The sequence below is a fragment of the Gluconobacter sp. Gdi genome, assembly GCF_014132155.1.
Taxonomy (GTDB): domain Bacteria; phylum Pseudomonadota; class Alphaproteobacteria; order Acetobacterales; family Acetobacteraceae; genus Gluconobacter.
The window spans coordinates 569,730-594,011 of sequence record NZ_BLJQ01000001.1 but is presented as its reverse complement, the minus strand read 5'-3'; the positions used below and the strand labels follow the sequence as shown (position 1 = coordinate 594,011).

The following is a 24,282-nucleotide window of genomic DNA, read 5'->3' as shown; positions in this document are numbered from 1 at the left end:
TTCAGACGAACAGCCCGGCGATCACGGCGCTCATGGCGTTGGAAAGTGTACCGGCCACCACAGCGCGAACCGCCAGCTTCGATACATCCGTCCGCCTGCGCGGCTCCGCACTCCCAAACGCACCAATCAAAATGCCAATGGTGGAAATATTCGCAAATCCACACAGTGCGAAAGACAGGATCGTGATGGTTCGATGCGACAGGACATGCGCGTGAATCATGGGAGAAAGATTCACGTAGGCGACGAATTCATTGAAAGCGATTTTCTGGCCGAGCAATCCACCCGCCACCACACACTCAGACCACGGCACGCCCATCAGCCAGGCGAAGGGCGCAAAAACGTAACCAAGGATTTGCGCGAGAGACAGCCCGACCATCGCCAGAAGACCATCTGTCAGGGCAATAATGCCAACAAAGGCAATCAGAACCGCCCCGACTGCAACCGCGATTTTGGCACCGTTCATGGCACCTTCGGCCAAGGCCTCAAACATGCTGTGATGGCCATGATCCGCCCCAGCAATTTCTGTGCTGACATGCCTCGGGCCGGGGAACAGAACACGTGAAAACAGCAGTCCACCAGGAATAGCCATTGCAGATGCAGCGAGCAGGTTCTCCATCGGAACCCCTAGCGACGCATAACCTGCCAGAACCGAGCCTGCGATGGATGACGTCCCGCTACACAGAACCGTCGCCAGTTCTCCAAGAGAAAGTCCGGCGAGACAGGTCTGGAGTGCAATCGGCATTTCACTCTGACCAAGGAAAATGGTCAGAACGGCTGAAAAAGATTCCAACTGTGTGGTGCCAAGAATTTTCGCGAGAGCGCCACCGATGACGCGCGACAGGAACTGAAGAACACCCCAGTGTTGCATCAGCCCCAGAAGCGCCGCGACATACACGATTTCAGGCAGAACCTTGAGGGCGAAGATAAATCCTCCGTCCCCGAAAACCGTGTCCATTTTCGGCCCTACAAGACCACCGAAAAGGAAGGCACTTCCCTGATCCCCATAAGACAGGACCTTCGTCACGGCGCCGGAAATCATGTGGAGCCCATGTGCCCCGGCGGGAATCCAGAGAATTACGGCTGCGATAGCCACCTGAAGGGCTAAGGCACGCGCAACCAGTTTCCAGTCGATCGCCCGCCAATTCGTGGAAAATAACGCGCCAAGACAGAGAAGACCGGCCATGCCGATCAGGACGCGCAGGATCACGAAGGCAAGCTCCCTTTCAAAAACAGAACGGTTGCACAACCTGTCTGCATGACAGCGCCATGTCCAGCCCCGCTCTCGCCTCTTTAGCAGTATGATATTACAGTAGATGAAAATGAGGGGGAGAAACCATGACCTGCGCCTATGATTTCCACCTGCCCGGGCTCTCTGGGGAAACGATCGATCTTTCCCAGTTCCGTGGTCGGCCACTCCTGATCGTCAACACGGCCTCAAAATGCGGCTTTACCCCCCAGTATGAAGGCTTGCAGCATCTTTGGTCCCTCTATGGGCGCGACTACCCGGATGGCATGACCGTTCTCGGCGTACCTTCGAATGACTTTGGAGAGCAGGAGCCGGGCTCGGCAGAAGAGATCAAGACATTCTGCCACCGCAATTACGGGGTCTCATTCCCTATGGCGGCCAGAGCCCATGTCAAAGGGCCAGATGCCATCCCGCTCTTCAAATGGTTGGGTAAAGAGGGCGGATTTTTATCTCGCCCCCGCTGGAATTTTTATAAGTACCTCGTGAACCGCGAAGGGCATCTCGTGCGGTGGTTCACACCGCTTTCAAAACCGACGCCCGGACGGGTAGAAGAGGCCGTCCGCCGGATTCTTCTCGATCACTGAATTATATGGTGCCCCGGTTTCCGACCGGGACAGCGCCTCTTCAATCAGGCGGACATTGCGCATGTCAGCCTTGAACACGGTATCGAACAGATCCCCCATTAGCGGAACAACACCAAACACCGCTTCAATGCCGACATTAATCAGCATCTTGCGAACGGTTGCTGCTCCCACACCCATCCGGTGGCCTTCCCAGACAATATAGAGGGACAGGAGCGTTCCAAGAGCCAGCCCTCCTCCGGGAATGAGCCCCAAGACCGTATCAACACCTGCTCTCATGCGAAGCCCGGGAATTCGGACAGCCGAGTTCAGAACCCAAGCCAGACGCTTGAGCCGCTCCAGCCTTCGTAAGAGTTCTGCGGTGTCTGATGGAGATGAGGAAAATGCGGTTTTGACCATGATACAAAATAACACGCAGACGGGATCGAGAGTTTCCTCTTTTTCCTTGACGCAGCGTATCAAAAAACGCGAGCCTCATGACAGGAATATGACAGGAGACTTCTCATGACAGCGTCTCTCCTTCGGCCCATTCTGCCGCTTCTGGTCGTTGCTGCCCTTGGCGCCTTCACGCCTTCTGTCGCACATCACGTCACGAGCTTTCTGGGCCTACCCGGTATCTTCTGGGCGAGTGTCATGCTGACGCTGGAAATTGTTCTGCTTTGTATCGGTCTGGCTGCCGTTCGCCCCTCCATGACGCGTCCTTCGGAAAAACTTTACGCTCGCGAGACTGTTCTTCGCTAAAAATCGTTCCTTCTGGCTTCAGGAGGATATGTTACCCGTCAGCGGGATACGCTAGAGACAGGAAATGCTTCGCAATTTCCTGACAGTTGGCAGCTGGACCATGCTTTCGCGTGTTCTGGGCCTGATTCGTGACCAGCTTCTTGCTGCCTTCCTTGGAGCCGGCCCTGCACAAGACGCCTATCTGGTGTCCCTGCGCCTGCCGAACATGTTCCGGCGACTGTTCGGAGAAGGCGCGTTCAACGCAGCCTTCGTGCCGATGTTTACCGCCAAGTATGAGACTGAGGGACGCACCGCAGCCCTGCGTTTTGCAGGGCAGGCTCTGTCCGCTCTGGTGGCATGGCTGGTGATCCTGACGATCATCTGTGAACTGTGCATGCCCCTCATCATCTCGATTCTTGCCCCTGGGTTTCAGGGCGAGCGTTTTGAGATGGCCCTGACGCTGACACAGATCACTTTCCCCTACATGGTCATGATCTGTGCGGCGGCTCTGGTTTCCGGCGTGCTGAATGGTCTGGGGAAATTCAGCGCTGCATCCGCTGTCTATCTGAGTTTCAACATCATCGGCATCGCAGCGATCTTTCTGGGGGCCTATGTTTGGCACAGTGTTGCGCTGACCAGTGCATGGGGTGTCGTTATTTCGGGCATCGTTCAGCTGGGTGCCCTCTACTGGGCCGCTCATCGTGCCGGTGTTGCGCCGCATCTCGTCCGCCCCAGCTTTTCAAAAGATATCCGTGGTCTGATGCGCCGGATGGGACCCGGTCTCGTCGGATCGGGTGTCACACAGATGAACCTGATGGTGGACACGATCATTGCCACCAGACTGCCCGTTGGCTCCCCGTCGATTCTGTACTTCGCGGACCGGATCAACCAGCTCCCTCTTGGCGTTCTTGGTGCTGCTGCGGGTACAACCCTTCTTCCGCTTCTCACCCGACACGTGGCCAACAACGACCGCGCTTCCGTACATGCCAGCCTGAACCGGGCCCTCGATTACGCCCTGCTTTTGACGCTTCCCGCAACGATGGGCCTGATTGCACTGGCTCCCTCGATCATGGCTGGCCTGTTCAGCTACGGTCACTTCACGGTCGCAGATGCGCTGAAGTCCGCCCAGTCCCTCCGGGCCTACGCCCTCGGGCTTCCAGCATTTGTACTCATCAAGGTCTTTTCGCCCGGCTTTTTCGCGGAAGGGGATACCAGCACGCCAGTCCGGATTGGTTTCTTTACCCTTGGATTGAATCTGGCGCTCAATCTGTTGCTCTACAAGCCACTGGCTCATGTGGGCCCTCCATTGGCCAGCACGATTGCAGCGGTCGTGAACGTTGCCATTCTGGCCGTGCTTTTGCATCGCCGTGGCATCTTCCAGCCTGACCCACGATTGAAAAGCCGCTCAGCCCGGATAATTGGCGCCTCTCTCATGATGGCCCTCTGGGTTGCCGCAGCACAGAAATTCGCCGCTCCCGACCTGCCGAACTGGCACGGAATCTGGCGCCTGAGCATGCTGGGCGCACTGATCGTGTTCGGGGGCGTGGTCTACGCCATTTCTCTCGACGCCCTGAAGGTTCTGAAACTCAGTGACGTGCTCGCAGCGTTGCAAACGCGCATCGCCAGAAGACGCACACGCTAAGACACTGATCCTGCCGGTTCACACACCGGCAGGGACACGGTAGTTTCCCCTCCCCTCCTCATATCTCACCACCGGAGACCGGACCCATCGGCACGTTCATGCCCCTGCCTTCTGCCGCCAATGCTACGCCTTCCATGGCGCAATGGTTCGCGCTCAAGCATCAGGAGCCAGATGCTCTTCTGTTCTTCCGAATGGGTGATTTCTACGAGCTATTCTTCGCAGATGCCCAGGCCGCCGCGATGGCACTCGATATCGCGCTGACAGCACGGGGTAATCACAACGGCGAGCCGATTCCCATGTGCGGCGTTCCTGTTGCAGCGGCACCGGCCTACCTGTCTCGTCTGATTCGCCGAGGCTTTCGCGTTGCTGTTGCGGAGCAAACGCAGGCACCGCAAAAAGGCCAGAAAGGCCCCCTTCCCCGTGCGATCGTCCGTGTCGTCACTCCGGGCACTCTGACGGAAGACGAACTGCTCGAAGCTGGCCGCGCCAATCTGCTTCTGGCTATTGCCCGCTCCGGAGACCGCCGCTCCAAAATGATTGGCGCAGCCTGGATCGATATTTCTACAGGCGCGTTCGAGACAACGTCCGTGCCTGAAGTCGCCCTTCCAGAGCTGATGGCCCGCCTGGACGCTGCGGAAGTTCTTTCAGATCCCGAGCTCATCCCGGCAGACCACGCCAGCCGGCTTGCACCAGTCGCTGTTCCGCCGTCTCTGGATAGCGCCCGTACTCTGATTTCCCGTGCCTATGGGGTGGCACAGATTGATGCGCTCGGAGACTTCCCGGACGAGCAGGCCATCGCCTGTGCCATGGCACTTCATTACGTTCAGCGCAGTCAGGCCGGAGCGCTTCCCAGACTCTCGCGCCCGATGCCGCAGGGCATCAGCGGCGTGCTCGGGATCGACCCAGCAACCCGCGCCAGCCTCGATATTCTGCGTACCCGTGATGGGGAGACAAAATACAGCCTGTTCGGTGTGATCTCCCGCACCGTCACAGCAGCAGGCTCCCGCCTGCTTTCTCAATGGATTTCCTCTCCACTCACTAACGCCATTACCATCACCGAGCGTCAGAACGCATGGCTGTGGCTTCAATCCGTTCCGGGTTTTACAGCCGCATTGGGCGATATTCTTAAACGCACACCAGACCCGGCTCGCGCCCTCGGCCGGCTGTCGGCAGGACGTGGCCAACCGCGCGATCTCGCATCCATCCGCGATACTCTGATTGCCGCTGACGATCTGACAGCCCTTTTCCAGCCGGCCTGTGATAAGAGCACACCATCTCTGATCCGCACGCTAACTGCTGGCCTTTATGGCCGCGCCGATGCCCTGTTGGACACGCTAAAAGCTGCGCTTGCGGAAGAATTGCCTGCACGCATCGAGGACGGTGGTTTCATCGCCATCGGATTTGATGCTGAGCTGGATCGATACCGGACACTCCGGGACGAAAGTCGACGGATTGTCGCTGCACTTCAGGGACGCCTCTCCGAAGAGTACGGGATCAGCAATCTCAAGATCCGCCATCATGCCCAGCTGGGTTACGTCATTGAGGTCCCTGTTGCAGCCGGGGCGAAGCTGAAAGAACGACCTGAGTTCTCTTTCCGACAGGGCACAGCGAGCCTCGCACGCTTCTCCACCGAAGAACTCGCTGCGCTGGACCGCGCCATTCTCGAGGCCGCAGACAAAGCGAGCACGCTGGAGCGCCACCTTTTCACAGCGCTCTGCACCCGCATCCTCGAAACTCCAGCGCTGGACGAAGTCGCAGAATATCTTGCCCTGACAGACGTCTTACGATCCTGCGCAATTCTGGCAGAGGGAGGCTCGTGGTGCCGCCCAACTGTCACGGACGATACCGATTTCGAGCTGGTCGCTTGCCGACATCCCGTTGTCGAAGCCGCCCTCACAGAAACCGGCAGCGCGGACGCACGCTTCATTCCCAATGACTGCGCTCTTCCCCCAGAACACCGTGCCATGCTCCTCACCGGCCCGAATATGGCTGGTAAATCCACATTCCTCCGCCAGACTGCGCTTGCCGTGATCATGGCGCAGGCCGGGCTGCCGGTTCCGGCGAAAAGCGCCCGAATTGGTGTTGTGGACCGGCTATTTTCCCGCGTGGGCGGGGCAGACGATCTGGCGCGTGGCCGCTCCACCTTCATGGTGGAAATGACTGAAACCGCTGCCATCCTCAATCAGGCTGGTCCCAAATCTCTTGTCGTCGTCGACGAGATTGGACGTGGAACGGCAACGCTGGATGGCCTCTCTATTGCCTGGGCTACGCTTGAAGCGCTCCATACCCAGCTTGGCTCGCGCACGATTTTCGCTACGCACTTCCATGAGCTGGGCGCTCTGACCGAGTTTCTGCCGCGTCTGGCTCCGTACACTATGGCCGTCAAAGAGTGGCGGGGCGAGGTCATTTTCCAGCATGAAGTCCGCCCTGGCTCAGCCCGTAAGAGCTGGGGCCTGCATGTGGCCAAACTGGCCGGGATTCCGCAATCGGTGGTGAACCGTGCTTCCCGGCTTCTCAGCACATTCGAACGTGAACAGGCTGAAGCCCGCTCTTCGCTGCCATTGTTCGAAGCCGTTGCAGACGCATCAGAAGACGCCCCGGAGCCGCAGGTTCTGCACTCTCCGGCCCTCGATGCGCTTACGACCATCAATCCGGATGATCTCTCTCCCCGAGAGGCGCTAGCCGCGCTATATGATCTTAAACGCCTCGCTACAGGAGACAGGACTTGAAAAGTGCTGGTTTCTGGGGCGAAAGTCTTCCTTCCCCTTTCGCTGACGATACGGATACGACCCTGTCTGACCGCAAAGCCATGACCCCGTCGCTGCAAACAGCTCTTCAGACTGCCGCCGCACAGGGGCTGACGTCCCGAGATGACGTCCTCTCCATCCTTCGTCGTCATCTTGGCAATGGCCATGCAGATATCCGCATCAGGTTCGAAAAGCGCCTGATCTCGGGGATTGATGCGGCACGCGCGCTCGCGGCTCAGGCCGACAGCGTTGTCTGTGCGCTGGCTGATCTTTCTGCCGCGCAGGACAATGCGTCCTCCGAAGAGCCACTCTGTCTGTGTGCCACCGGCGGCTATGGAGCGGGCCTTCTCGCCCCCTTCAGCGATATCGATATCCTGTTTCTCATTCCGGAAGATGCGTCTCCGGCCCTGACCACACGCATTGAGTTCATTCTCTATGCCCTCTGGGATCTTGGCCTCCGAGTCGGCCATGCGACGCGCTCCATCAGTGCCTGCATCAAGGACGTGGCCGAAGATCTGACCATCCGCACGGCCCTTCTGGACCTGCGCCCCCTTTATGGTGATCGGACGCTCGCCCGTAATCTTCGCTCCGCCCTTGGCGCGGACCTCCAGAACGACACGCTGTGCGATTTTGTCCGTGGCAAGATTGAAGAACGTGAGCTGCGCCATCGCCGTTTTGGCGACAACCCCTACATGGTTGAGCCGAACATCAAGGAAGGCCGCGGCGGCCTCCGTGATCTTCAAACGCTGAACTGGATGGGCCGTGCCGCTCTTGGCTGCGCCATTACAACGCCAGACCAGAGCACGGCCCCGGCCGAAGCCGTCCCGACACCATCCTTTATTTCCTTTGGCCTCCTGACCAACCGTGAAACCCACCGCGCCCGGCGTGCGTGGGATTTTTTCTGGACGGTCAGGCTGCACCTTCACTACATCACCGGCCGCGCGGAAGAGCGACTCACCTTTGACGTTCAGCCCGTCATCGGTGGCCGGATGGGCTATGCCACGCACGGACGTCAGCGCGGTGTCGAACGCTTCATGCGACACTACTTTCTGACGGCACGAGACGTCATGCGCCTGACGCATGTTCTTCAGCCGATCGTGCTGATGCGCCTGCAGGATCAGGCCAGCGACACTCATCCGGAAGCACTCCCGGGGCCAGAAGGCTTCGAACGTATTGCCGGACGTCTCTGCCCTGTTGATCCGGTCACGTTTGCGAAGAACCCGCGTGACATGTTCCGAATGCTGGACTGCGCGCGCCGGCATGATCTGGAACTGCACCCACTTGCCATTCAGCAGCTTATCCGCAACGAACGGCATGCCGTTGAACTGCGGGATGATCCGGAAACAGCGCAGATCTTTCTTAATCTGCTCTGTGAACCGAGTGCGGATGAGACAAAGACCGTTCCGTTCTGGCTTCCCATTCTGAACGAAACCGGTCTACTGGGTCGCCTGCTGCCAGACTGGTCACGCGTTGTCGGCCAGATGCAGTTCGACAGCTATCACATCTATACAGTGGATGAGCACATCATTGAGGCCGTCCGCATGATGGGCCAGATCGAAGCGGGTCATATGGCGGATGAGATCCCGCTTGCATATGGGCTTGCCAAGGATCTGCGCTCACGCCGGGCCCTGTATGTCGCGGTCCTTCTCCATGACATTGCCAAGGGCCGTGGCGGCGATCATTCGGAGCTCGGGGCGGATCTTGCCCTCACCATCTGCCCGCAACTAGGTCTGGACCCTGAAGAGACAGAGACAGTTTCGTGGCTCGTGTTGCATCATCTGCTGCTGTCCCAGACAGCATTCACCAGAGACATTGATGATCCCCGGACGATCCTTGATCTCGCAGACACCATTCAGTCTCCGGAACGCCTTCGCCTTCTCCTCCTCCTCACAATCGCTGACATGCGCGCCGTCAGCCCCAAAGTCTGGAATGCCTGGAAAGCCACGCTTCTCCGTGAACTGTTTTCCCGTGTGGCAGAAGTTCTGGAAGGCGGACTGGCCGCAACAGAGCAGGACGGCCGCGTTACACATGCCCGCGAATTGGCCCGGGATGGTCTGAGTTCGCTACTGCCAGAAAGCAGTATCGAGCATTTTCTGGCTCTCGGATATCCCAGCTACTGGCTCGGTTTCGACACCGATACCCACATGCGCCATGCGCGCATGATCCACGATTCGGACCGATATCGCTCACCGGTCACGGTCGAGGCTTATCCAATTCCGGAACGCGGCGTGACGGAGCTCACTGTGCTCTGTGCTGACCATCCGGGGCTGTTCTCACAGATTGCTGGCGCCCTTGCTGTCGCAGGCGCCTCGATCGTGGATGCCCGCATTCACACCCTCAGCGATGGCATGGCTCTGGATACTTTCTGGGTTCAGGACGCTGATGGATGTTCCTTTGAAGATCCTCACCAGCTTGGGCGTCTTAATCATCTGGTCGAGCAGGCCCTATCTGGTCGCCTCGACCTGAAGAAGGGTATCGCAGAAGCGCGTCATCGCGGAGCTTCCCGCCGGATGCGCGCTATTCACGTTCCGCCCCGTGTAGTGATCGATAATACCGCTTCGGACCGGCACACCGTCATCGAGATCAACGGTCGTGACAGATCTGGCCTGCTCCATGACATCACAACGACGCTGAGCGAGCAGTCGCTTCAGATTTCCTCTGCTCACATTACCACCTATGGAATGCGAGCTGTGGACGTTTTCTATGTTCGTGACCTTCTGGGCATGAAGATCACAGATCCAACGCGCCTGGCTCACATACGTGAGACACTCCTTGCTTCCCTGACGCCAAAAACCATCAAGAAGGCTGTTGCTGCGCCCACTTCCTGAGGTTTTCGGCCACCTGTTCCACAACGGGTGGCCATGCTTCTGGCAGGAAGCCTTCCGGCCTGAACTGCTGCACATTCTGGTACCAGGGAGTTGTTTTCCACCGCCAGTCACCGCCTCGGCGATTCAACAGCCAAAGCGGGCGACCCACGGCACCGGCCATGTGTGCCACCGCAGTATCCACACTAATAACAAGCGAGCACCGCCCTACGGCGTCCGCGAGCTCTCCGGGTGTTTCGAGAGAGACCTTTTCCATCCATTCCGGGCAATTTCCCTGCTGAAGGGATACAAAACGAACGCCCTCAACACGTTGTAGCGGCTTCAGCCATTCCAAATTTAGAGAGCGACGACGATCAAACCTGTAAGACGGATTTCCAGCCCAGCAGAGTCCAACAACCCGCGGCTCCGGGATCGACGGGGACTTCATATAGGGCGCTGTTCCTCCCTGGCCCGCCAGCCCCAGAACAAATGGTAAGCTCAGAAGACTGATTTCTCCTGCGACAGGTCCTTCTGGTTCCAGAATCCGAGCATGTTCCATCGTAGACATCCGGCTTACTAACGAATCTACCGGGACATGCAGTCGGAGAGGTCGTCTGGCAGCGGCTAAAGGCAAAAACCTCAGAAACTGGATGCTATCTCCCAGACCCTGCTCTGCCGTCACGGCAATCGGTAATTCCCCCTCGGAGCCATCCCACGCTGGAGAAGACTGCGGCGTCTTTAGAAGGCGATGTCGACTTTCAAATTCCTGCCAGCCTTCCGAAAACTCACCTTCTCCCAGCAGAATAGTCGCGTGATTGAAGCGCGCCTGGGCTTGCTCGTAACCAGACGTCCGATCAGTGATGGCCGAAAAAAGCCGCTTGGCTGTCTCTTCCTCGCCCATCTCCATTAGAACCGTTCCAAGGTTATTAGCAATCCGGGCATCTTCGGGAGCAAAGCCCAATGCTTCTTCCAAGGCTCTGCGTGCTTCCGGCAAATTCCCAAGAGCCATCTGAACCAAGCCGAGACTATTCAGTGTTGCTTCGGTTCGGGCTCCCAACTCACATGCCTTTTCCAAAGCCTGTAGGGCTGACTCTAAAAGCCTGCTTTCAAAAAACGCCGCTCCGAGATTAGCCCAGCCACGCCCATCGCGCGGCGCACGTTTCGTCACTCTGTCAAAACAGAAAAGTGCCTTATCCGGACGCCCGTCCTGCAGATAGATTTCACCAAGCCTTGTGAGATATTCGACATCGTCGCGCGCAAGGGCGCACGCTTCCTCCAGAGCTTCACAGGCCGCTTTACGCTGCCCCAGCAGCAAAAAGACTTCAGCACTCGCGGCATGGGCGCGCGGGTCAGCAGGCTGCAATGTTCGCGCTACGGAGAGAGCCGCACGTGCGGGTTCAAAATGGCCCTCTGCAGCGAGTGCCAACCCCAATGTGATATGAACACGCGCTGATCTTGATGCTGGAAGGCCACCAGACTGCAAAGCCCGTCCCGCCATCGCAATAGCTGTCGCATTCTGCCCGCGAGCACGAGCCAGACAGGCCATGCCGTGCCACGCATCAGGTTGCCTAGGGTCATGAGCCAGGATGTCACGAAAGGATTTTTCGGCGCTCGCGAGGTCGCCTCCGGCGAAGCAGTCAAAAGCAAAACGCGTCGGATCTGGCTTGTAATGACCTGTCATCCGTCAGTGATGCGGCCAAATGCCCTGAAAATCCATTCTTTCGAGAAGATTTCGGCAAGACGCCCCAAAGAAACACCATGAGGCGTTAACGAAGTTTTCAGACTCTGGGCGTCATAACGTCTTGTAACAAGACTAGCCAGAGGCGTCTGACCATGCATCTTGAACAACGGACAGGCAGCGTTCCGGGCCTGGTTTATGCAACTGTGCGCCAGGGTATGACCACGCGCACGTTCCCTATTGAAATCAGACAGACTGCATCCGGTCATTACATTGCTCGCATGCCCGACCAACGCTGGTCCATTGAATGCATGACCGTAGATGCGGCGTTGCTTATGCATGCAGCCGTGCTTTTCCCGGTTGAGCATGAACACGCCCCCTGGCTGTCCAACCCGCGACCGGCACTGTCGCCTGTGCAACGTCATGCAGCCCGCATTCTTTCTTCGAAAACCCGAGAAGAAAAAACGGAGCGAGAAGCCACGCTGGATTATTAGTCCTGTTTGAGGCTTGCCAAATTTTCTGGACGGGCCGATGTCTGGAGCTATGAAAAGCCGGTTTTTATATTCCGTCGCGAGCGTCCTTCTGGGCGCTGCTGGTCTGTTCTCTTCACCTGCTTATGCAGACCATCCGTGGAAAGATGCTCCGCAGTCAGCACAGATTGTTGCTGATGCTGCGCTTGATCATGTTCAGCTTGGCTCCCTGCTTCCACATGGCGCAGACACTTTCCTGGCTTTGAGTGAAGAGGGTCGCCCTGTTTTACTCGATTCCCAAAATCACACTCATCCGTTTCCGATTGATGCCGCTGAGCAGGGACAAATCCCACCCCTCGCATTTCTGACGCAGGCAGGATCGGATTACTGGGGCCTGACAGTATCGCCTCAGGCTAAGCTTGTTCATCTCTCTGTGGATGGAAAGCTTCTTGGAGCGGTCCCCTTCGTCGGCGGAACGCTGAAAGGCAGCAATCTCACGGCACTTCAGGTCCATGGAAGTTTTGCCTATGTGACGGACGAAGGAAAACCGGCCCTCGTTGTCGTTTCCCTGAAGGACGGTAAAGCACAGCGCTTTCTGCCGTACGATCCATCCGTCACAGGACGCAGACCGTTCACGCGCAACGCACAAATTATCAACGGACCAGACGGGCACCCTCTGACTGGCGGAAATGTTCGGTTTCTGGCGCTCGACGCAAAGGGGCAATGGCTGTTTTACATGCCTGCCTGCGGCCCCCTGTATCGGATTGACGCTTCCCTCCTGACAGATCCGGCTTTCACGCCCGTTGAGCAGCTTGATGGCATTGTAGAATGGCGCGACACGCCGAGCCTCGGCGGCATCACCCTAAGCCCTGAAAACGTCTTCTACATGTCTGACCTTACGGATGGCGCTCTCCTTCAGTTCGGCAGCGAACGCAATCCCCTGATCCTCATCCGGGACACTCGCCTTCTCGAGGCTGGAGCACTGGCGGTTTCTGACAGCCATCAGGTTGCCGTTCTGACATCAGAAGATGGAAAACCGCACATTCTTCGCATCGCCTTGCCATAGAAGGTCGTGATATAAACTTCCCATGCGCTACCGATCTACTCGCGGCGACCTGACCGCCGACGCACCCAACTTCTCCGACATCCTCCTTGCCGGCCTTGCTGGAGACGGTGGTCTCTACATGCCGGAGAGCTGGCCAAAAATCAGCGCCCAGACGTTCCGTGAATGGCGCACGCTCTCCTACGCGGACCTGACTGCCGAAGTCATTTCGCTGTTTTCCGAAGGCGCCATTGACCGCGATACTCTTCGCGACATGGCCCGGGACGCCTATGCGGGCTTTGATCACGCCGCTGTCGCGCCGCTTTGCGAAGTGGAGCAGGACCTTTTCTCACTTGAACTGTTCCATGGCCCTACGCTCGCCTTCAAAGATATGGCGATGCAGATGCTCGGCCGCCTGTTCGATCATGTCCTGACGCAGCGGAACCATAAAGTTACGATCGTCGGTGCAACATCCGGTGACACCGGCTCGGCTGCCATCGAAGCCTGCCGTGGCCGCGAGCGCCTGTCCGTCGTCATTCTTCACCCAAAAGGCCGGACGTCAGAAGTTCAGCGCCGCCAGATGACAACGGTTCCGGACGACAATATCCTGAACATTGCCGTCGAGGGTGACTTCGATACCTGTCAGGACATGGTAAAGGCCCTCTTCGCAGACACGACGTTCCGCGACGAAGTCTCTCTTTCCGCCGTCAACTCCATCAACTGGGCCCGTATCGCCGCCCAGATCCCGTATTACGTCCGGGCAGCGCTGGCATTAGGCGCACCAGATCGCGAAGTATCTTTCTCCGTTCCGACCGGCAACTTCGGCAATGTGCTGGCAGCCTGGGCCGCACGCCAGATGGGTCTCCCCATCCGTCGCCTGTGCATTGGGTCGAACCGCAATGACATTCTCACGCGCTTTCTGATTGAAAACGATATGAGCGTCCGTACGGTGGAGCCAAGCCTTTCGCCGTCCATGGACATTCAGGTCTCGTCCAATTTCGAACGTCTGCTGTTCGAACTTCTGGACCGCAACCCGACGCGTTGTGCTGCGATCATGAAAGAGTTTCGTGAAACTGGCCGAATGGCCGTACCCCACGATGCTTGGACGCGCATGAAAGACGTCTTTGACGGCATGACGCTCAGTGATGAGCAGACCAGCGAAGCCATGCGTCACTTCTACAGCGAAAGCCTCTATCTGGCGGATCCCCATACGGCGATCGGCCTGGCAGTCGGCAAGCGCTTCCAAGAGCCGGGCATTCCGATGGTCGCTGCAGCCACTGCACATCCTGCCAAATTCCCGGATGCCGTTTTCGCGGCGACCGGAATCAAGGCTGCTTTGCCGCCTCACCTCGCTGATCTTTTCGAGCGCCCAGAGCGCTATGACACCATGAGCAGTCAGCTCGCCGGTATTCAGGATGCGGTTCGCAGCCATATCCGCCGCCACTGACAGGCTTGTTCCTTCCTACAGGCTCCCCATCTCAGGGAGCCTGTCTTTTTATGATTTTACGGAAACTCATGCCCGATACGATTGAAGTCACCACGCTCGACAACGGTCTGACCATCATCACGGAACGCATGGAACGCGTTGAGACCGTATCCTTCGGCGCCTATGTTTCGATCGGCACACGCGACGAAACTGCAGAAAACAACGGCGTCTCCCACTTTCTCGAGCATATGGCTTTCAAAGGCACAGAAAGACGGTCCGCAGCCCGTATTGCCGAAGAGATCGAGAATGTCGGTGGTCATATCAATGCTTACACTGCGCGGGAAACCACCGCATATTACGTCAAGCTCCTCAAGGAGGATCTGCCGCTTGGTGTAGACATCATCGGGGATATTCTCACGCACAGCACGTTTCTGGATGCCGAAATCGAGCGTGAGCGTGGTGTCATCCTTCAGGAAATCGGTCAGGCCAACGATACACCAGATGACATCATCTTCGATCACTTCCAGGAATGTGCCTTCCCGGCGCAACCGATGGGCCGCCCGACGCTAGGGACGGAAGAGCTCGTTTCAGGCATGACGCGTGAGACGTTGATGGGCTACATGCGTGAACATTACACCACGCGTAACATCACGATCGCCGCGGCCGGCAACCTGCATCACCAGCAGGTCGTGGATCTCGTGAAAGAGCACTTCGCCGACCTTCCCACTCATCAGACCTCAACGCCCCGCAATGCGGACTATGCCGGCGGTGACATCCGCACCACACGCGAGCTGGATCAGGCCCACCTGGTGATGGGCTTCCCGTCTGTCAGCTATCACCACCCCGATCATTACGCTGTCATGATCCTGTCCACCTTGTTGGGCGGCGGCATGTCTTCGCGGCTCTTTCAGGAAATTCGCGAACGTCGCGGGTTGGTTTACAGCGTCTATTCGTTTGCCTCCCCATTCAGCGACAGTGGTCTGTTCGGACTTTATGCGGGAACGGGCGAAGCCGAAGTGGCTGAGCTGGTGCCGGTCATGATTGACGAGCTCAAGCGCCTTCAGGACGGCCTGACACCTGAAGAGCTTTCTCGTGCCCGGGCGCAGCTCAAATCATCCCTGCTCATGTCTCTGGAGAGCACGGGTAGCAGGTGCGAACAGCTGGCACGCCAGATCCAGGTTCATGGCCGCCCTGTTCCTGTCACGGAGACAGTCGGTAAAATTGATGCCGTAACGGAAGCTGACATCCTACGGGTTGCGAAGACCATCTTTGCAGGCACTCCAACTTTCACGGCTATCGGGCCCGTGAAGAATGTGCCTGCCATTGAAGACATCACTGCGAGGCTTGCTGCATGACCACTACGCCCATTGAAGCCCTCCTCGCCGCTGCCAAACGACATGGTGCCGATCACGCCGATGCCGTGTTCATCAGAAATGAATCCGAATCCGCGATGGTTCGGAAAGGTGTCCCTGAAGGCATAGAGCGCTCAGAAAGTGTTGCGCTGGGCCTCCGTGTTTTCCGGGGCCAAAAAGCCGCATCGGTGTCAACCAGCGTTCTGGATGAAGCCGAGTTTGATCGCCTGGCAGAACAGGCCTGTGCCATGGCGCTTGTCGTGCCAGAAGACCGCTTTGGCGGTCTTGCGCCTGACAGCATGGTTGGACATTTTGATGCGTCCGGTCTGGATCTGGAAGACACGGCAGCACCGCACATGGACGCCCTTCTGGCGCGCGCACGAGAAGCGGAAGACGCTGCCTTGGCTGTATCTGGTGTTACCAATACCAACGGCGCTTCTTCCGGACATGGCCGCACAGTTATTGCGCTTGGTACGTCTGCGGGCTTCATGGGGCGTTACAGCCGTACAGGGCACTCCATCAGCGCCAGCGTACTGGCCGGTGATGGCGCGCTGATGCAGCGGGACTATGCTCATCACGGCACCGTCCATTTGGAAGATCTGGACGCACCTGCCCTTATCGGCCGTGAGGCAGGAGAACGTGCTGTCTCGCGCGTGAACCCCTCTCGTCCGAAGACTGGCACATACAGCATCATTTATGATCCGCGGGTTTCCTCCAGCCTGTTGGGTCATCTGGCGAGTGCCATCAATGGCGCATCCGTTGCGAGAGGCACGTCATTCCTGAAAGAAGCCATGGGGACACGTATTCTGTCCGCTGGCCTGACAGTCCGTGACGATCCTCGCCGTATTCGTGGTGCGGGCTCGCGTCCCTTCGACGGTGAAGGCTGCCCCGCGACAGCTCTGGATCTGATTTCGGACGGCGTTCTCACCACATGGCTGCTGGATTCCAGAAGCGCCCGTCAGCTTGACCTGCGGTCCAACGGGCGCGCAAGCAGAGGCGTTTCAGGTCCACCGAGCCCAAGTGTGACAAATCTTCATCTTGAACTAGGTGATCTTTCCGCAGGGGATCTGCGTTCCGATATAAAGGAAGGAATACTGGTCACGGAACTCATGGGGTCATCCATCAATATGCTGACGGGTGATTACAGCCGAGGGGCTTCCGGCTTCATGATCCGTAACGGCGAGCTTGCTGAGCCCGTTGCTGAACTCACGATTGCTGGAAATCTTCGGGACATGTTCTCCCGTATGGTTCCAGCCAGCGATCTTTCCTTCCGGAGCAGCGTGAATGCGCCGAGCATCCGGATTGATGGCATGAGCATTGCAGGACTTTGATGCGTAATTTTCGTCTTTTCTCCGTCGCCTGTGCGCTACTTTGCGTGCTGGGTTCCGCCGATGCCCGTCCGGGTGGCGGTGCCTCTATGGGGAGCCGTGGTTCACGCACCTGGAGTGCGCCTCCACGGACATCCATCACGCCGAGCTGGACACGCCCAATGGACCGGACAATGGCGCCGCAGTCCAACTATGGTGCACAGACCGCTCCTCGTCCGATGGCACCCATGACGCCGGGTTATCGCCCGTCCTTTCCAAACCGCCATCCGTTCATGACAGGTTTTGCAGGAGGCCTGCTGGGCGCTGGTCTGTTCGGAATGCTGAGTGGACACGGGTTCTTTGGTGGCATGAACGGCGGCACGTCATTCCTTGGATTTTTGTTCCAGGTGTTCGTGATTGGTGCCCTGATAATGTTCGTTCTTCGGCTGTTTAATCGTCGCAAGACGGCAGCAAACGGAATGTCTGGCAGCGCTCCGTTCAGTGCGGCTGGAGGAAGCGCTCCCGTTACGTTGAGCAACGACGATTATACCAGCTTCCAGCGCCTCCTTCTTGATATCCAGGCAGCCTGGAGTGCACAGAACACACGTGCGCTTTCCAGCATGACCACACCGGAAATGGCTGGATACTTCAACGAACAGCTTTCTGATCTCACCAGCCGTGGCGCACGTAACATTGTCTCCAATGTTCAGTTCCAGCGTGGCGATCTGTCTGAAGCCTGGCGCGAACGCAACCTGACCTATGCGACGGTTGCCATGCGTTATTCCATGACGGACGTCACAACCGACTCGTTTGGCAATGTGATTGATGGAAGCTCAACAGAGCCCGTAACCGTTACGGAACTCTGGACGTTTGTCCGCGCAGACGGGCGCGGGAACTGGATCCTTTCAGCCATCCAGCAGGCTGGCTGAAAGCCCGTTCTTAGAAACGGATCAGTGTAATCACATAGAAAATTGCAGCGAGGGTAATGACCCCTCCTGCAATTCCGACGATACGGCTCTGACGCCGTTTCGCTGCGAGATCAGGCATCGTTGTTTTCATGACAGCAGAACCCGATCCACCAGAAGACCACAAAATAGAAAAAACAGATAAGCCAGCGAATATCGGAAAGCGAAGCGCGCTGGCTTGTCTTTTGTCAGGCTTACGCCCGTTGCATCCTGCTGGTCCATCAGCACACGCAAGGCGCACAGGATGAAACCCAGATCCAGCAGGCTTGTCGTCACTGTGTAAAACATTCCGCATTCATGCGCGAAAGATGGCCACAGTGAGACGGCCGTGAGGATGAATGTATAAAGAAGGATCTGCCAGCGTGTGTGACGGGCGCCTTTGACGACCGGCAGCATCGGGATCCCCGCTTTGTCGTAATCCTTGCACGCGTAAAGCGACAGAGACCAGAAGTGCGGTGGCGTCCAGAGGAACACAATGGCGAACATGGCAACGGGCAGAACTGCCATGGAATTCATAGTCGCTGCCCAGCCGATCATCGGAGGAAACGCCCCTGCGGCACCCCCAATCACGATGTTCTGCGGCGTACTCCGCTTGAGCCACATCGTGTAAACGACACTGTAGAAAAAGATCGAGAACGCCAGAATGCCTGCGGCAAGAGCATTTGTGGCGAGCCACAGCACGACAACAGACAGTACGGACAGCGCGATACCATAAACCAGCGCGCTATCCGCTGGCATTCTGCCATCAGGGATCGGGCGTACATTGGTTCGGCGCATGACTGCGTCGATATCGCGGTCGTACCACATATTGATCGCACCGGCGGCGCCAGCACCGATACAGATGCACAGGATGGTAATGAGGCCAATGGGGATGGACGGCCACTGTGGAGCCACAGCCATGCCCGCAGCGCCGGTAAACACCACAAGGGAAATAACCCGCGGCTTCAGCAGAGCCAGCCAGTCCTTGAGCGACGAGTCTCCTTTATCGCCCAGAACTGAAAAAAGCCCCGAGGGGGCTAAGGGTGTTGCTTCACTCATGCTTTGGCCCGGGCGCGCCCGGTCTCCTTGATCAGGAAAAGTCCGAGTATGCCGAATGTCAGCAGGCTGAGGCCCATCAGGCCTTCTCCGACTACCATCAGCGCTGGTGTCAGAGAGCAAAGAGCTCCCACAAAGGTCAGGCCTGCATGCATGCGGCTCAGTGGAGACGGAATATGATCTGGGAGCACACGCATCATCCAGGCATAGAAACCACCACAGAGAGCCATAATGCCACCAAACGCCGCGGCTGAATGATCTGTTCCATGCCCCGGCATGAACTCTGCAATCCAACCCGCAGAGAAAAGGATCACACTTCCTAGAGCCCAGAGCGTCGTCCCATCCAGCTCCTGGCGCTGCTTCCAGACGTCAACGCAAAGCGCAGTTACCAGCAGGACCGACGGCACAAGCTGGGTCAACACCACGAGGCTTCCCTGCACTGCCGCAGGCACACCACCGAAGAGGCCGTCCATCCAGAAGAGCGGGCCCACGACAGCCATCACGCCAAAAGCATACGGAGCCAGCCGGTCAGCCAGTCCCGGCTTATTCCGGCTGGATGACAACAGATAGCAAACCAACCCCAGCGCTGGGGTCAGCATCAGAGATGTTTCTGGAAGATGAAGCATGCTGACCAGCTCATGAGCAGCATTGGCCGGAGCACCATTGATCATCATCCGCGTCATGATTGCAGCAAGGACAGGCGCGACAATCGTCACACCGGATGCTGTCGCAAGCATGGACCAAGCCAATGGAGAGAGCTTCCGGAACTGAAGAACACGCCCTTCGAGAAAAGTTGTGATGACATCCAGCGCAACAGCGAAAACACCCACGGCCCAGAGCGCAAGTGCAATGATTGGCTGGATTGGAAGAAGAACAATGCCGGATGACAGGAAACAGAAGCCCGTCAGTGTCAGAGCCGGAAGAGTCGTTCTGTCTGTTCCAAGCTCGGCAGGGAGGAGCCATTGGCCGAATCCACCGAGCGCAGCCGGACAGATTACAAAGAAAGCCATCAGAATGCCGTGGCAGAAAGCCTGCCCGGCAGTTGGATGAATCTGAAGGAATGGCAGAGCCAACGACCCACCCAGAAGACCAGCAAACAGTGCCAGTAAAATAAAGGATGCGCCGATCCGTCTATTGGAAAGAGCGGGGGTAGAGTCGAAGGCCTGATAAGTCATGATCGCGTAGTCGGTCCCTGCCAAGGAATACCGCAGCGAGCGTCGGAATACTCGGCGCCGGCTTAACCGGAGCCATACGCCGATCAGGCGACCAGGGCTGCGGCATCGCTTTTACTCTCGCATTGCGGCAATGTCACGAGTGTAAACAGCCCGGCAGGTGGAACAGGCGTCATAGTCGCGCGTTTCAGGTCTTCTGGTGGCAGAAGAGACTCGATTGCGAAGTCCGGATGCCAGCCGAGGGAACGCGAGGCACGGGCCATGCCGCGTTCTACTGTCAGACGCAGGCCACCCGTTGCAAGAAAGTGGTTCACAAACAGGATGTGACCGCCCGGACGAACAACACGCTTCAGTTCGGCGAGAAGACGGTCGGGGTGTGGAACGACGGACGCTACGAACATCGCAACTGCGATGTCAAAGCTGTTGTCTTCGAAAGTCGTGGCTTCTGCATCCATTTCCAGCAGGTCATCGACATTGGTCAGACGGTCCTGAAGAATGCGCTGACGTGCGCGGTCAAGCATGTCTTCCGACAGATCGATGCCGGTAATGCGTTTATCCGGAGAATATGACGGCAGCGCGAGGCCTGTCCCAACGCCGACTTCAAGAACCCGCTCTCCTGGGAGGGCGTTTACGGCTTCAACAGCCCTCTTGCGTCCATAGCCGGAGATACCACCAAAAACAGTATCGTAAACTCGCGCCCATCGACGATAGGCCGCCTTGACGGCCTCCGCATCCAGTGCAGAACGCGGGGAGAGGGTTGAAGACATAATATATGCGACCTTCTGTGTCCGCTCCCCATCAAGACTGGAGAGCTTGTCCGGAAACTTCGTTCAGTTGGGTCCTTCTTGCCCTTCAAGACATGCATCTGGCAAGACACGCGTTGCGGATGACGGGCGAGTTACCCGTTTTTCACCGTTTTGGAGGTCCCGGATGCTGAATTTTCTGCTGATCGTGCTCTGCCTCGTTACATGGGCCGGCGTCTACGTGTTTCATTTTCGGGAAAAAATCACGGAATGGTGGGATAATCGTTTTGTAAAGGACAAACCACCGGAAGCGCAGGACGAGCCTGCACCCGAGTTGCAGCTTCCTATCCGCTATGATGCGGTGCCCCCTGAAACAGAGAAAAAAGACGCCTGAGCTGTACCGCCCAGACGTCTTTCTTGTTCCTTCACTTCAGGATGGATAGCGCCGCTCAATCGCATCCCAAACCAGCCCGGCACTGTTGATGCCCTCAAAGCGATCCAGTTCCTGCAAGCCTGTCGGAGACGTCACGTTAATCTCCGTCAGCCAGTCCCCGATCACGTCAATACCAACGAAAATTAGGCCATGATCTCGAAGGTACGGACCGATCGAATCACAGATCTCCCGATCGCGCTCCGTCAGTTCCACCCGTTCTGCACGCCCGCCAACATGCATGTTTGACCGCGCTTCCCCTGTAGCTGGAACGCGGTTAATGGCCCCAACTGGCGCTCCATCCACGAGAATAATGCGCTTGTCTCCAAGGCGCACAGCGGGCTCATAGCGCTGGATCATCAACGGTTCGTTGGTGCGGGCAAAATGCATTTCCAGCAGAGCCTTCAGATTTTCATCATCCGGCTTGATGCGGAAAATTCCGGCGCCGCCATTGCCGTAAAGCGGCTTGACGATGATGTCCTTGTGCTGCTCGCGGAATGCCAGAATATCCCGGCTATCCCATGCAACCAATGTCGGCGGCATAAGGTGCGGGAAATGCGTGACAAGCAGCTTTTCAGGCGCATTCCGGACGGCGACTGGATCGTTCACGACCAGTGACAGCCCCTCGCCCACCCCATGAACGTGCTCAAGCATATGGGTCGCGGTGATGTACCCCATGTCAAACGGCGGGTCCTGCCGCATCAGGATCACATCGGTCTCGCCCAGCGGAAGAATTTCTTCTTCACCAAACGTCGCATGATCTCCGCGGACCCGGCGAACCTCAACCCGGCGCGCGCGCGCCTGAAGGCGGCCGCCCTTGCCCTGGCCTTCAATCAGACTGAGCGTGGTTACAGGATAAACCCAGAGCTCGTGTCCACGCGCCTGCGCTTCAAGCATGAGGGCAAAAGTAGAGTCGCCATCGATATTGACCTGTTCTAACGGGTCCATCTGTACGGCGACCCGGAGTGAGCGGGACATGTCGGAAACTCCGGCTAAGGAAAAATGGGATTTTATTCTGTAGCGGCCAGAATAGCTTTTTCAAAGCCACCCACAGCTCGCTCTCAAAAGATGTCGGCCCGGCTACGCAAAGCGGCCATAGCCTGCACTGTCGGTGTGGTCAGGGAAGAGGGAAGCTCACCCAAAGGAAACCAGCCAAAATCACTATGCTTTTCTGGCTCCATGAGCCTCGGCGTTCCATTCAGTTTCGTCACCAGATAAACGGGGGCGATCCAATGCGTACCGCTCTCCCGATCAGACTGCTCGACCAGACACAGCATGTCCCGGGCGTGGATCGTAATGCCCAGTTCTTCTGCAACTTCCCGTTCGACAGCACGCGAAACAGGCTCAAACAGATCTACTTTACCGCCGGGTAGTCCCCAGCATCCGGCTTCGGGCGCCTTTTTGCGACGAATCAGCAGAAGCTTTCCATCCACGAGAATGGCAGCGCCACATCCAACACGCGGTTCAGATTGCACGACGCCCTCTTTCAACCCTGTGACTCAGGATAAGTGATTTTGAGAATTTCGATTTCGACAGGGCCACGAGGCGTCTGCAACATGGCCACATCCCCGACACGGGTTCGCATCAGGGCACGTGCGATGGGTGAAATGAGACTGACCTCCCCCCGTACCAGATCCGACTCGTCTACACCGAGGATCGTTACGGTGTGTTCGACATCGTCCTCATCGACATAGGTCACGGTCGCGCCAAAAAAGACCCGATCCCGCGTGGTCTGCGCCGCAGGATCAACGATGACCGCATTTTCCAGCCTTTTTCCCAGAAACCTCAGACGCCGGTCGATCTCCCGCAATCGGCGTTTGCCGTACTGATAATCGGCATTCTCAGACCGATCTCCATTGCCTGCGGCCCAGGAGACGATTTCGACAATGCGCGGACGCTCTTTCTGCGCCAGTTCCTTGAGCTCGGCCCGCATGACCTCAGCACCGCGCGGGGAAAGATAATGCGAGAGTGGTGTTTTTTCAGACATTAGAGCGCCTGGACCCGAAAGCGCATCCGACCGCCAATCCGTGTTTTTGGTTTGAGGAGATGCAGCCCGCTAGCAACAACATCCGCCTGATTGATAGCGTCCGTCATGTTCGTAACAGGTTCCACAGCAACAAAAGGACTATCCGGGGAGGTAAAGACGACGAGATGCTTGAAGATCGGGTCTGCCTCGACCGTCACTGCCAGCCCATCATTCGGCCGCTTCAAAACAACCCGTCCCCCAAATCCTGCAAAGCAGTTATCGACAAAACGGTCATGAGCGGGCTTGGGCGTATGAAAAGACCATTCCCCATCACAAGGAACATCCTGAACAGGCAAACCATCCGGAGACGTCAGCCAGACCTTTTCAGCATCGAACGAAAACGTTGCATCTTCTGCTGCGGCAAGGAACGGATGAAAGCCAAACCCAACCGGCTGTTCCACATCATCCCGGTTTTCAATGGCAATCTGAACATCCAAACCTGCGTCTGTCAGTTGGTAAGACAGGGCAGCACGATAGGCAAAAGGCCATGCCTGATCATTCTCTTGCGGGACATGATACAGCGTCAGAACTGCGTGGTTTGCCTCCTGATGAGCAATAGTCCAAGGCTGCTCCCAGGCATTCCCGTGGATGGTGTGCGGATGGTCTCCCATGTTCGGCGCCAGATCGTAACTCTTTCCGCCAAATGAAAAGCGCCCCTCGGCAATACGATTGGAATACGGAATTAGCGGGTACGCCCCAACTGCCACTCCATTCAGCGCGCGCAAAGCTGCATTTGGGGTTGGTAGAAAAATATCTTTTCCATCCCGCTGCCAGAGGCCGACAGAGCCTCCCGTTTCGGGAAGAATAGTGAGCCGGCTCTTGCCGCAACTCAGTTCAATCATGACAGTCTGCAATCCTGATAATGGCGGTCGGTCATGGGCAACCCGGGGCCCTCA

General features: G+C 57.4%; 22 protein-coding genes. 12 read left to right on the top strand and 10 right to left on the bottom strand.

What is annotated here, in order from left to right; genetic code table 11:
- Position 1 precedes the first annotated feature (1 nt).
- Positions 2 to 1,246, bottom strand: a complete 1,245-nt coding sequence (locus JN414_RS02670; protein WP_237389840.1) for a NupC/NupG family nucleoside CNT transporter — start codon at positions 1,244 to 1,246, stop codon at positions 2 to 4.
- A gap of 89 nt (positions 1,247 to 1,335) precedes the next feature.
- Here JN414_RS02670 and JN414_RS02665 point away from each other — a divergent pair, with 89 nt between their 5' ends.
- Positions 1,336 to 1,830 carry a glutathione peroxidase gene (locus JN414_RS02665; protein WP_083956279.1) on the top strand — a complete coding sequence of 165 codons (495 nt, stop codon included), beginning with the start codon at positions 1,336 to 1,338 and terminating at the stop codon, positions 1,828 to 1,830.
- Here JN414_RS02665 and JN414_RS02660 read toward each other — a convergent pair.
- Positions 1,771 to 2,226, bottom strand: coding sequence for a DUF4112 domain-containing protein (locus tag JN414_RS02660; protein ID WP_202206572.1), 456 nt, complete (start codon positions 2,224 to 2,226; stop codon positions 1,771 to 1,773). The genes JN414_RS02665 and JN414_RS02660 overlap by 60 nt on opposite strands.
- 105 nt (positions 2,227 to 2,331) lie before the next feature.
- On the opposite strand from JN414_RS02660, the gene JN414_RS02655 reads away from it, so the two are divergent.
- The 4 genes from JN414_RS02655 to JN414_RS02640 all read left to right on the top strand — a co-directional run bounded on the left by JN414_RS02655 (position 2,332) and on the right by JN414_RS02640 (position 9,764).
- Positions 2,332 to 2,568, top strand: a complete 237-nt coding sequence (locus tag JN414_RS02655) for a hypothetical protein (protein ID WP_046899673.1) — start codon at positions 2,332 to 2,334, stop codon at positions 2,566 to 2,568.
- Between the two features lie 64 nt (positions 2,569 to 2,632).
- Positions 2,633 to 4,189 (top strand): murein biosynthesis integral membrane protein MurJ, encoded by a 1,557-nt coding sequence (murJ, locus tag JN414_RS02650; protein ID WP_202206571.1) that lies wholly within the window; start codon positions 2,633 to 2,635, stop codon positions 4,187 to 4,189.
- A 98-nt stretch (positions 4,190 to 4,287) separates the two neighbouring features.
- A complete protein-coding gene (gene mutS, locus JN414_RS02645) occupies positions 4,288 to 6,918 on the top strand; it encodes a DNA mismatch repair protein MutS (RefSeq protein WP_202206570.1) in 2,631 nt (876 codons plus the stop codon).
- A complete protein-coding gene (locus tag JN414_RS02640; protein ID WP_202206569.1) occupies positions 6,915 to 9,764 on the top strand; it encodes a [protein-PII] uridylyltransferase in 2,850 nt (949 codons plus the stop codon). Before mutS ends, JN414_RS02640 begins: the two co-directional genes overlap by 4 nt.
- Here JN414_RS02640 and JN414_RS02635 read toward each other — a convergent pair.
- Complete coding sequence (locus tag JN414_RS02635; RefSeq protein ID WP_202206568.1) at positions 9,733 to 11,421, bottom strand: tetratricopeptide repeat protein; 1,689 nt, start codon at positions 11,419 to 11,421, stop codon at positions 9,733 to 9,735. The genes JN414_RS02640 and JN414_RS02635 overlap by 32 nt on opposite strands.
- Positions 11,422 to 11,573: 152 nt before the next feature.
- On the opposite strand from JN414_RS02635, the gene JN414_RS02630 reads away from it, so the two are divergent.
- The 6 genes from JN414_RS02630 to JN414_RS02605 all read left to right on the top strand — a co-directional run bounded on the left by JN414_RS02630 (position 11,574) and on the right by JN414_RS02605 (position 17,944).
- Positions 11,574 to 11,912, top strand: a complete 339-nt coding sequence (locus tag JN414_RS02630) for a hypothetical protein (RefSeq protein WP_233126245.1) — start codon at positions 11,574 to 11,576, stop codon at positions 11,910 to 11,912.
- Between the two features lie 37 nt (positions 11,913 to 11,949).
- The gene (locus JN414_RS02625; RefSeq protein ID WP_237389839.1) at positions 11,950 to 12,954 is read left to right on the top strand and encodes a major royal jelly family protein; all 1,005 of its coding nucleotides are present in this window, start codon (positions 11,950 to 11,952) and stop codon (positions 12,952 to 12,954) included.
- 22 nt (positions 12,955 to 12,976) lie between these two features.
- Positions 12,977 to 14,377: a threonine synthase gene (gene thrC, locus JN414_RS02620; protein ID WP_202206567.1), complete on the top strand. Its 1,401-nt coding sequence runs from the start codon at positions 12,977 to 12,979 to the stop codon at positions 14,375 to 14,377.
- 68 nt (positions 14,378 to 14,445) lie between these two features.
- On the top strand, positions 14,446 to 15,711 hold the full coding sequence (locus tag JN414_RS02615) for a pitrilysin family protein (RefSeq protein ID WP_202206566.1): 1,266 nt from the start codon (positions 14,446 to 14,448) through the stop codon (positions 15,709 to 15,711).
- Positions 15,708 to 17,039, top strand: a complete 1,332-nt coding sequence (locus tag JN414_RS02610) for a TldD/PmbA family protein (RefSeq protein ID WP_202206565.1) — start codon at positions 15,708 to 15,710, stop codon at positions 17,037 to 17,039. Before JN414_RS02615 ends, JN414_RS02610 begins: the two co-directional genes overlap by 4 nt.
- Positions 17,039 to 17,944, top strand: coding sequence for a TIM44-like domain-containing protein (locus tag JN414_RS02605; RefSeq protein WP_202206564.1), 906 nt, complete (start codon positions 17,039 to 17,041; stop codon positions 17,942 to 17,944). Before JN414_RS02610 ends, JN414_RS02605 begins: the two co-directional genes overlap by 1 nt.
- A 126-nt stretch (positions 17,945 to 18,070) precedes the next feature.
- Here JN414_RS02605 and JN414_RS02600 read toward each other — a convergent pair whose 3' ends face one another.
- The 3 genes from JN414_RS02600 to JN414_RS02590 all read right to left on the bottom strand — a co-directional run bounded on the left by JN414_RS02600 (position 18,071) and on the right by JN414_RS02590 (position 20,954).
- Positions 18,071 to 19,018 (bottom strand): heme o synthase, encoded by a 948-nt coding sequence (locus JN414_RS02600; protein WP_099210406.1) that lies wholly within the window; start codon positions 19,016 to 19,018, stop codon positions 18,071 to 18,073.
- Positions 19,015 to 20,190, bottom strand: a complete 1,176-nt coding sequence (locus tag JN414_RS02595) for a cbb3-type cytochrome c oxidase subunit I (protein WP_202206563.1) — start codon at positions 20,188 to 20,190, stop codon at positions 19,015 to 19,017. The genes JN414_RS02600 and JN414_RS02595 overlap by 4 nt, the downstream gene beginning before the upstream one ends.
- Positions 20,191 to 20,273: 83 nt before the next feature.
- Positions 20,274 to 20,954, bottom strand: a complete 681-nt coding sequence (locus tag JN414_RS02590) for a class I SAM-dependent methyltransferase (RefSeq protein WP_202206562.1) — start codon at positions 20,952 to 20,954, stop codon at positions 20,274 to 20,276.
- A 163-nt stretch (positions 20,955 to 21,117) separates the two neighbouring features.
- Between JN414_RS02590 and JN414_RS02585 the strand changes: the two genes are divergently transcribed.
- Entirely contained in the window at positions 21,118 to 21,324 is a 207-nt protein-coding gene (locus JN414_RS02585) for a hypothetical protein (protein WP_202206561.1), read from the top strand.
- A 36-nt stretch (positions 21,325 to 21,360) separates the two neighbouring features.
- Here the strand turns inward: JN414_RS02585 and gshB are convergent, their stop codons facing one another.
- From gshB to JN414_RS02565, 4 genes are all read right to left on the bottom strand, one after another.
- Entirely contained in the window at positions 21,361 to 22,338 is a 978-nt protein-coding gene (gshB, locus tag JN414_RS02580; RefSeq protein WP_202206560.1) for a glutathione synthase, read from the bottom strand.
- A gap of 83 nt (positions 22,339 to 22,421) precedes the next feature.
- Positions 22,422 to 22,835, bottom strand: a complete 414-nt coding sequence (locus tag JN414_RS02575) for an NUDIX domain-containing protein (RefSeq protein WP_202206559.1) — start codon at positions 22,833 to 22,835, stop codon at positions 22,422 to 22,424.
- Positions 22,836 to 22,846: 11 nt separating this feature from the next.
- A complete protein-coding gene (gene greB / locus JN414_RS02570; RefSeq protein ID WP_086634557.1) occupies positions 22,847 to 23,347 on the bottom strand; it encodes a transcription elongation factor GreB in 501 nt (166 codons plus the stop codon).
- Positions 23,347 to 24,228: an aldose 1-epimerase gene (locus JN414_RS02565; protein ID WP_202206558.1), complete on the bottom strand. Its 882-nt coding sequence runs from the start codon at positions 24,226 to 24,228 to the stop codon at positions 23,347 to 23,349. The genes greB and JN414_RS02565 overlap by 1 nt, the downstream gene beginning before the upstream one ends.
- Positions 24,229 to 24,282 lie beyond the last annotated feature (54 nt).